This is a genomic window from Streptococcus mitis (assembly GCF_005844455.1).
In the GTDB taxonomy this organism is placed as follows: Bacteria; Bacillota; Bacilli; order Lactobacillales; family Streptococcaceae; genus Streptococcus; species Streptococcus mitis_BF.
In genome coordinates, this window is record NZ_SPGF01000081.1 from 1 (window position 1) to 6,069 (window position 6,069).

General features: G+C 40.5%; 5 protein-coding genes, 3 pseudogenes and 1 other annotated feature. Of the genes and pseudogenes, 2 read left to right on the forward strand and 6 right to left on the reverse strand.

Going from position 1 to position 6,069, the window contains the following annotated elements; all coding sequences use genetic code 11:
* Positions 1-218: 218 nt before the first annotated feature.
* The 4 genes and pseudogenes from rpmA to FGQ53_RS10865 all read right to left on the reverse strand — a co-directional run bounded on the left by rpmA (position 219) and on the right by FGQ53_RS10865 (position 2,121).
* On the reverse strand, positions 219-512 hold the full coding sequence (gene rpmA / locus FGQ53_RS10850; RefSeq protein ID WP_000916509.1) for a 50S ribosomal protein L27: 294 nt from the start codon (positions 510-512) through the stop codon (positions 219-221).
* Positions 513-528: 16 nt separating this feature from the next.
* A complete protein-coding gene (locus FGQ53_RS10855) occupies positions 529-873 on the reverse strand; it encodes a ribosomal-processing cysteine protease Prp (protein WP_000613699.1) in 345 nt (114 codons plus the stop codon).
* Between the two features lie 15 nt (positions 874-888).
* Positions 889-1,203 (reverse strand): 50S ribosomal protein L21, encoded by a 315-nt coding sequence (gene rplU, locus FGQ53_RS10860; protein WP_000109141.1) that lies wholly within the window; start codon positions 1,201-1,203, stop codon positions 889-891.
* A gap of 36 nt (positions 1,204-1,239) precedes the next feature.
* Positions 1,240-1,359: a sequence feature (ribosomal protein L21 leader region), on the reverse strand.
* Between the two features lie 58 nt (positions 1,360-1,417).
* A pseudogene (locus FGQ53_RS10865) lies at positions 1,418-2,121 on the reverse strand (YoaK family protein).
* 141 nt (positions 2,122-2,262) lie between these two features.
* On the opposite strand from FGQ53_RS10865, the gene FGQ53_RS10870 reads away from it, so the two are divergent.
* Together FGQ53_RS10870 and FGQ53_RS10875 are read left to right on the forward strand one after the other, a co-directional pair.
* A complete protein-coding gene (locus FGQ53_RS10870) occupies positions 2,263-3,240 on the forward strand; it encodes a Gfo/Idh/MocA family protein (RefSeq protein WP_138338747.1) in 978 nt (325 codons plus the stop codon).
* Positions 3,237-4,319, forward strand: coding sequence for a DEAD/DEAH box helicase (locus FGQ53_RS10875; protein ID WP_138338749.1), 1,083 nt, complete (start codon positions 3,237-3,239; stop codon positions 4,317-4,319). Before FGQ53_RS10870 ends, FGQ53_RS10875 begins: the two co-directional genes overlap by 4 nt.
* Positions 4,320-4,456: 137 nt before the next feature.
* Here the strand turns inward: FGQ53_RS10875 and ltrA are convergent.
* Both ltrA and FGQ53_RS10890 read right to left on the reverse strand, forming a co-directional pair.
* Positions 4,457-5,563 (reverse strand): annotated as a pseudogene (gene ltrA / locus FGQ53_RS10885) (group II intron reverse transcriptase/maturase); the annotation flags it as partial.
* A gap of 17 nt (positions 5,564-5,580) precedes the next feature.
* Positions 5,581-6,069 (reverse strand): annotated as a pseudogene (locus FGQ53_RS10890) (transposase); the annotation flags it as partial.

Below are 6,069 nucleotides of genomic sequence, written 5' to 3' on the forward strand. Positions count from 1 at the left end.
TATCCTAAAAAATGCTTGAACTACAAGTCACCCAGAGAAGACTTCTGGATGGCTAACTTGAACTTGAAATTCGCCAACTATTCTCAATTAAATTCAAAATGGGTGCCAAACCAAAAAAACAGGCTCTCCGAAAACTCGGAAAGCCTTATTTAATGCTAGTTCTAGCTTCCTCGCCTTTATATTTTAAGGCTCGGGATAAAAAGGTTCACTGGACCTTTTTATTTAGCGATTGGGTAAACAGAAACCTGCTTTTTATCGCGTCCTTTACGTTCAAAGCGTACTACGCCTTCAACTTTAGCGAACAAAGTATCGTCTCCACCACGTCCAACGTTTACACCTGGATAGATGTGTGTACCACGTTGACGGTAAAGGATTGATCCACCTGTTACAGTTTGTCCGTCAGCTGCTTTAGCTCCAAGACGTTTCGCTTGTGAATCACGTCCGTTTGATGTAGAACCTCCACCTTTTTTGTGGGCGAAAAGTTGCAAGTTGTTAAGAGTCATTTTTAACATAATGTTTTCCTCCGTGTTAGTTTTCTGTGATAACTCTGGTTTGGACGAACTCGGAAGAGTTCTCCGATAAGTTTGCCATACCTAAGAAAAATGATTCAAAGAATAACTGGGTCATTTCTCTCTGGTGTGAAGGAAGATCTTTTGGAATTTCAACCATCAGATAGCCACCTTCATCTTCGTTTAATTCTAGGATTGGTTCATAGCCTGCAAATTTTTCAATAGAATTGATAAAGTTAATGGCAAGCGTAGAAACCGATGCACACACGACATCTAAGCCGTATTCGCCACTCTCGGCGTGTCCAGTAATTTCCGCACTCCTCAGCTCGCCATCTTCGGCTCTCTCAAAGACTGCTTGTATCATGTGTTCTCCTTAAAATTAAGCGTTGATTGCGTTGATGACAACTTTTGTATATGGTTGACGGTGACCTTGTTTACGGTGGCTACCTTTTTTAGGTTTGTACTTGTAAGTAACAACTTTCTTTTGTTTTCCTTGTTTTTCAACAGTTCCAACTACAGTAGCTCCAGCAACAAGTGGAGTTCCGACAACAGTGTTTTCACCACCAACAAGAACAACTTCGTTAAAAGTAACTTCTTGACCAGCTTCAACGTTCAATTTTTCAACGTAAACTGCTTGACCAACTTCAACTTTAACTTGTTTTCCGCCAGTTTTGATAATTGCGTATGTGCTCATTATGCACCTCCTATGATTTTTATGGGTTTCCCCGAATTTTTTGTGAAGACTCGCCTAGCATCGTGGGACGAACCACTTAAAAGAAGAGCTCTATGTAGAACAAAGTTTAAATTTGTACTACGACGAGCAACGATGTTCGTGCGGTTGCACAGGATCGTGCATAGTCAACTCTTAAAGTATAGCATATCTTCTATTTTCTTACAAGTAATAACACCTAAAATGAAGCTTTTTCTTTTACTTTTTTCTGCCATGAAGCAAAAAGCATACTGAGGTAAAAATGCTCATCATAATAGGAATACCAAGAATGGTCTTTTCATGATAAAAAATCGTCAAATAGGCTGAAAAAACCACTCCAAGGACAAAACTACTAAGCAGACTAACAAATATGAAACCTTCACGCAAAAAAGGAGTGTGCTTGGTCCGGAAATAATCTCCAAAAGCCAGCATAGTACGTTTTATATTTCCAGTCATAAATACATTGTTATAAGCAATCCCAGATACTTCTCCAAAAGCAGTTGTCACCAACCCCATACAAAAGGCCAATGGCGGTACTAGATAGATATTCTCTACAGTTTGTGGTACAAATCCAATAATGATTGATAGGATTGCTAAAGGAATCAAGGACAGAATAGGTTTTTTCACAATTCTCAATTTTTCCTTATAAATCGTTAGTAAAAAGACCCCCATCATAAAAGCTAGCAAGGTCATTACTTTAGCACTAGCATCTGACACATTGTGTTGAATGAGACCCACTGATAGAAAGACGACATTTCCCGTTTGTCCAGCTACAAGAGTATTCCCTCTCACAATAAAAGTATAGGCATCTACATATCCTGCACAAAAAGTCAAAAAAAGCGCTAGCCTCTTAGACCGACGTGATATTTTTCTTATAGGTAGTAACCTCATTTTTCCTCCTATTTCATTTACTCATCTCATTATTGTACCACTTTCTGTTGGAAAGTCCTAGTAGCTTATTTGAAAATTTTTACCCTCTGTTGGATAGTCTCTGCCATCTATGTTATAATGAAAGAAGGATTTAAAATCGGAAAAGGAGTATCTATGCTAAAATTAGCTGTCATCGGAACAGGCGCTATCAGCCATCACTTCATAGAAGCAGCCCATACCAGTGGAGAATACCAGTTGGTCGCAGTCTATTCTAGAAAACTTGAAACCGCAGCAACCTTTGCTTCTCGCTATCAGGATATCCAACTCTTCGATCAATTAGAGGACTTCTTCAGGTCTTCCTTTGATGTAGTCTATATTGCTAGTCCAAACTCCTTACATTTTGCTCAGGCAAAAGCTGCATTGTCTGCTGGTAAGCACGTCATTCTTGAAAAGCCAGCTGTTACTCAGCCACAAGAATGGCTGGATTTGATTCAAACAGCTAATAAAAATCACTATTTTATCTTTGAGGCATCTCGTAATTACCACGAGGAAGCTTTTGCTACTATCAAGAGTTTTTTGGCAGACAAGCAAATCTTAGGAGCTGATTTCAATTATGCCAAATATTCTTCCAAGATGCCAGATTTGTTAGCTGGTCAGACACCAAATGTCTTTTCAGACCGTTTTGCTGGTGGAGCCCTTATGGACTTGGGGATTTATCCTCTCTATGCTTCCGTTCGTCTTTTTGGAAAAGCTCAGGACGCAACCTACCAGGCTCAACAGCTTGACAATAGCATTGACCTAAACGGAGATGGTATCCTCTTCTACCCAGACTTTCAAGTTCACATCAAGGCTGGAAAAAACATCACTTCCAATCTTCCTTGCGAGATTTATACGACAGATGGGACCATAACCCTCAACACGATTGAACATATCCGCTCAGCTATTTTTACCGACCACCAAGGAAATCAAGTCCAGCTCCCTATCCAACAGACTCCTCATACGATGACTGAGGAAGTCGCTGCATTTGCACAGATGATCCAGCAACCAGACCAGATGCTCTACCAGAATTGGCTGGACGATGCAGGCTCTGTTCATGAGCTACTATATACCATGCGCCAGACTGCTGGCATTAGATTTGAGGCAGAAAAATGAAAACCAAACTACCGACTGAATGGCAAGAACTGAGTGACCAACTCGGTTTCCAAGAATTCACCCCCATTCAAACTCAACTATTTGAGCCCCTTCTTGCTGTAGAAAACCTCCTGGGAGTAAGCCCAACAGGAACTGGTAAGACCCTCGCCTACCTCTTGCCAAGTCTTCTCAGACTACAAAAGAAAAAAGCCCAACAGCTCTTGATTCTAGCACCAAATACAGAACTAGCTGGACAGATTTTTGACGTGTGTAAAACCTGGGCAGAGGCTATCGGTTTGACCGCTCAGCTCTTCCTATCAGGTTCAAGTCAGAAACGCCAGATTGAACGCCTTAAAAAAGGACCAGAAATTCTGATTGGAACCCCTGGCCGTATCTTTGAGTTGATTAAATTGAAAAAAATCAAGATGATGAATGTGGAAACCATCATCCTGGATGAATTTGACCAATTGCTCGATGATTCTCAGATTCACTTTGTTGAGAAAATCACTCACTACGCACCTCGTGACCACCAACTCATCTACATGAGTGCGACGACCAAGTTTGACCAAGAAAAGATTGAACCAAACACGCGCACTATTGATCTCTCTGATCAAAAGTTAGACAACATTCAACATTTCTACATGCAGGTAGACCAACGTCACCGAGTAGATATGCTGCGAAAACTGGCTCATGTAGAGGATTTCCGTGGTTTAGTCTTCTTTAACAGCCTATCAGACCTTGGAAGTGCAGAAGAAAAATTACAGTATCGGGATATCTTGGCTGTCTCCCTCGCTAGCGATGTCAATGTCAAGTTTAGAAAGGTTATCCTAGAAAAGTTTAAGGACAAGCAGCTAACCCTACTCCTTTCAACTGACCTTTTGGCTCGTGGAATTGATATCGATAGTCTAGAATGCGTCGTAAACTTTGATGTTCCTAGAGATATTGAAACCTACACTCACCGTGCTGGCCGTACAGGTCGTATGGGCAAGGAAGGTTATGTTATCACTCTCGTCACTCATCCAGAAGAAATCAAAAAACTCAAAAAGTTTACAAGTGTACGAGAAATTGTCCTAAAAAATCAAGAACTCTATATCAAATAAAGCCCAATTGCTCTATGCACATCTAGTGTATGGAGCTTTTTCTGTAAGCAATTCTTTCATTTTAGTTCAATAATCGAGTAGGGGATAATCTCTATCCCCTCTCACACCACCGTACGTGCTGTTCGGCATACGGCGGTTTAACTAACTTTTAACGCATGTCGTTCAAGGTAATAATCCAAACACGAAACCAGTCCACGTTTTTTAAGGACTGGTTTTGATATCGCGCGTTTAAGTACCGATTTCTGAGCTACTAATTGATAGTGGTCGCCCCAGCCAGATACCTTATCTGCTATCTATTTAGGACCCCCTAGCTTAAGTAGTCCCCATAGTCGTCTAGATTTCTTCTTCCATTGCTTCCAGATAATCACTCGTAGGCGAGTACGCAAACGCTCATCTATGCTGGTGACTATACTTTTCATATTTCCCAATGAGAAATAGTTTATCCATCCTCAAATGGACAAATTCAGTTGCTCAATACGTCTTGTTAAGTCTATACTCCATTTCCTCTGTGTTAGTTTCTTCAATTTAAGCTTAAATCTCCGAACACTATCTTGATGGGGACGACTTTTCCAACCAGATGATGATTTCCAGAACCCAAAACCTAGATATTTCAGCTCTCTTGGTCTAGTAATCTTAGTCTTGGTCATGTTTACTTTCAAACCTAGCTGTTTCTCAATAAAATAACTGACTGAATACATCACACGCTTAGCGGCTGCCTCGCTTCCGACCGTAATTACACAATCATCTGCGTAGCGCACAAATCGAAGTCCCCTCTTTTCTAATTCCTTGTCCAATTCATTAAGCATGACATTGGATAAGAGAGGAGATAAATTTCCTCCCTGTGGTGTGCCAACTAGCGTTTTATGACGCTGACCGTTAATGATAACACCTGAATGAAGATACTTACGAATCAAGGATTCCGTATCTCCGTCTTCGATAATGTTATGTACTAAGGACATCAATCTATCTTGAGGAACCGTATCGAAAAATTTCTCTAGGTCTATATCCACTATCCACTCATAGCCGTCATTTAAGTGCTCTAAGAGCTTCATGATGGCTTTTTCACATGACCTATTTGGTCTAAATCCATAGCTCGTATCTGAGAAATGGGGTTCACAAATGGAGCTAATGACTTGAACAATGGCCTGTTGAATCATTCTATCCATAACTGTTGGAATTCCTAGTTGACGGATGCCTCCGTTTGGTTTGGGAATCTCAACTCTGAGAACTGGTTGAGGCTTATATTAGACTCCCTGCGAAACTAAAATCCTAGTTCACGGTTGATAATGCCAGCAATCAAATTCATTCGTAATCCAAACCGTTTGCGTCGATTTCGATAGGTTGTTGAAAATATTTTAAACGTTTTTACTTTGGCAAAAATATTCTCAACCTTGATTCTCTCTTTAGATAGCGCATGGTTATAGGCTTTATCTTCAAGAGTTAGTGGCTTAAGTTTGCTTGATTTCCTCGGAGTTTGCGCTTGTGAATACATCTTCATGAGTCCTTGATAACCGCTGTCTGCCAAGATTTTACCAGCTTGTCCGATATTTCTGCGACTCATTTTGAACAATTTCATATCGTGGCAATAGTTCACCGCAATATCCAATGAAACAATTCTCCCTTGGCTTGTGACAATCGCTTGAGCCTTCATAGCATGATATTTCTTTTTACCAGAATAATTGGCTAGTTGATTTTTTTAGGACGATTGATTTTTACCTCTGTTGCATCCACAATCACCGTATCCTCAGCA

Excerpts from the sequence above, each read along its gene's own strand:
- rpmA (WP_000916509.1), bottom strand. The coding sequence starts at position 512 with ATGTTAAAAATGACTCTTAACAACTTGCAACTTTTCGCCCACAAAAAA.
- FGQ53_RS10855 (WP_000613699.1), bottom strand. The coding sequence starts at position 873 with ATGATACAAGCAGTCTTTGAGAGAGCCGAAGATGGCGAGCTGAGGAGT.
- rplU (WP_000109141.1), bottom strand. The coding sequence starts at position 1,203 with ATGAGCACATACGCAATTATCAAAACTGGCGGAAAACAAGTTAAAGTT.
- FGQ53_RS10870 (WP_138338747.1), top strand. The coding sequence starts at position 2,263 with ATGCTAAAATTAGCTGTCATCGGAACAGGCGCTATCAGCCATCACTTC.
- FGQ53_RS10875 (WP_138338749.1), top strand. The coding sequence starts at position 3,237 with ATGAAAACCAAACTACCGACTGAATGGCAAGAACTGAGTGACCAACTC.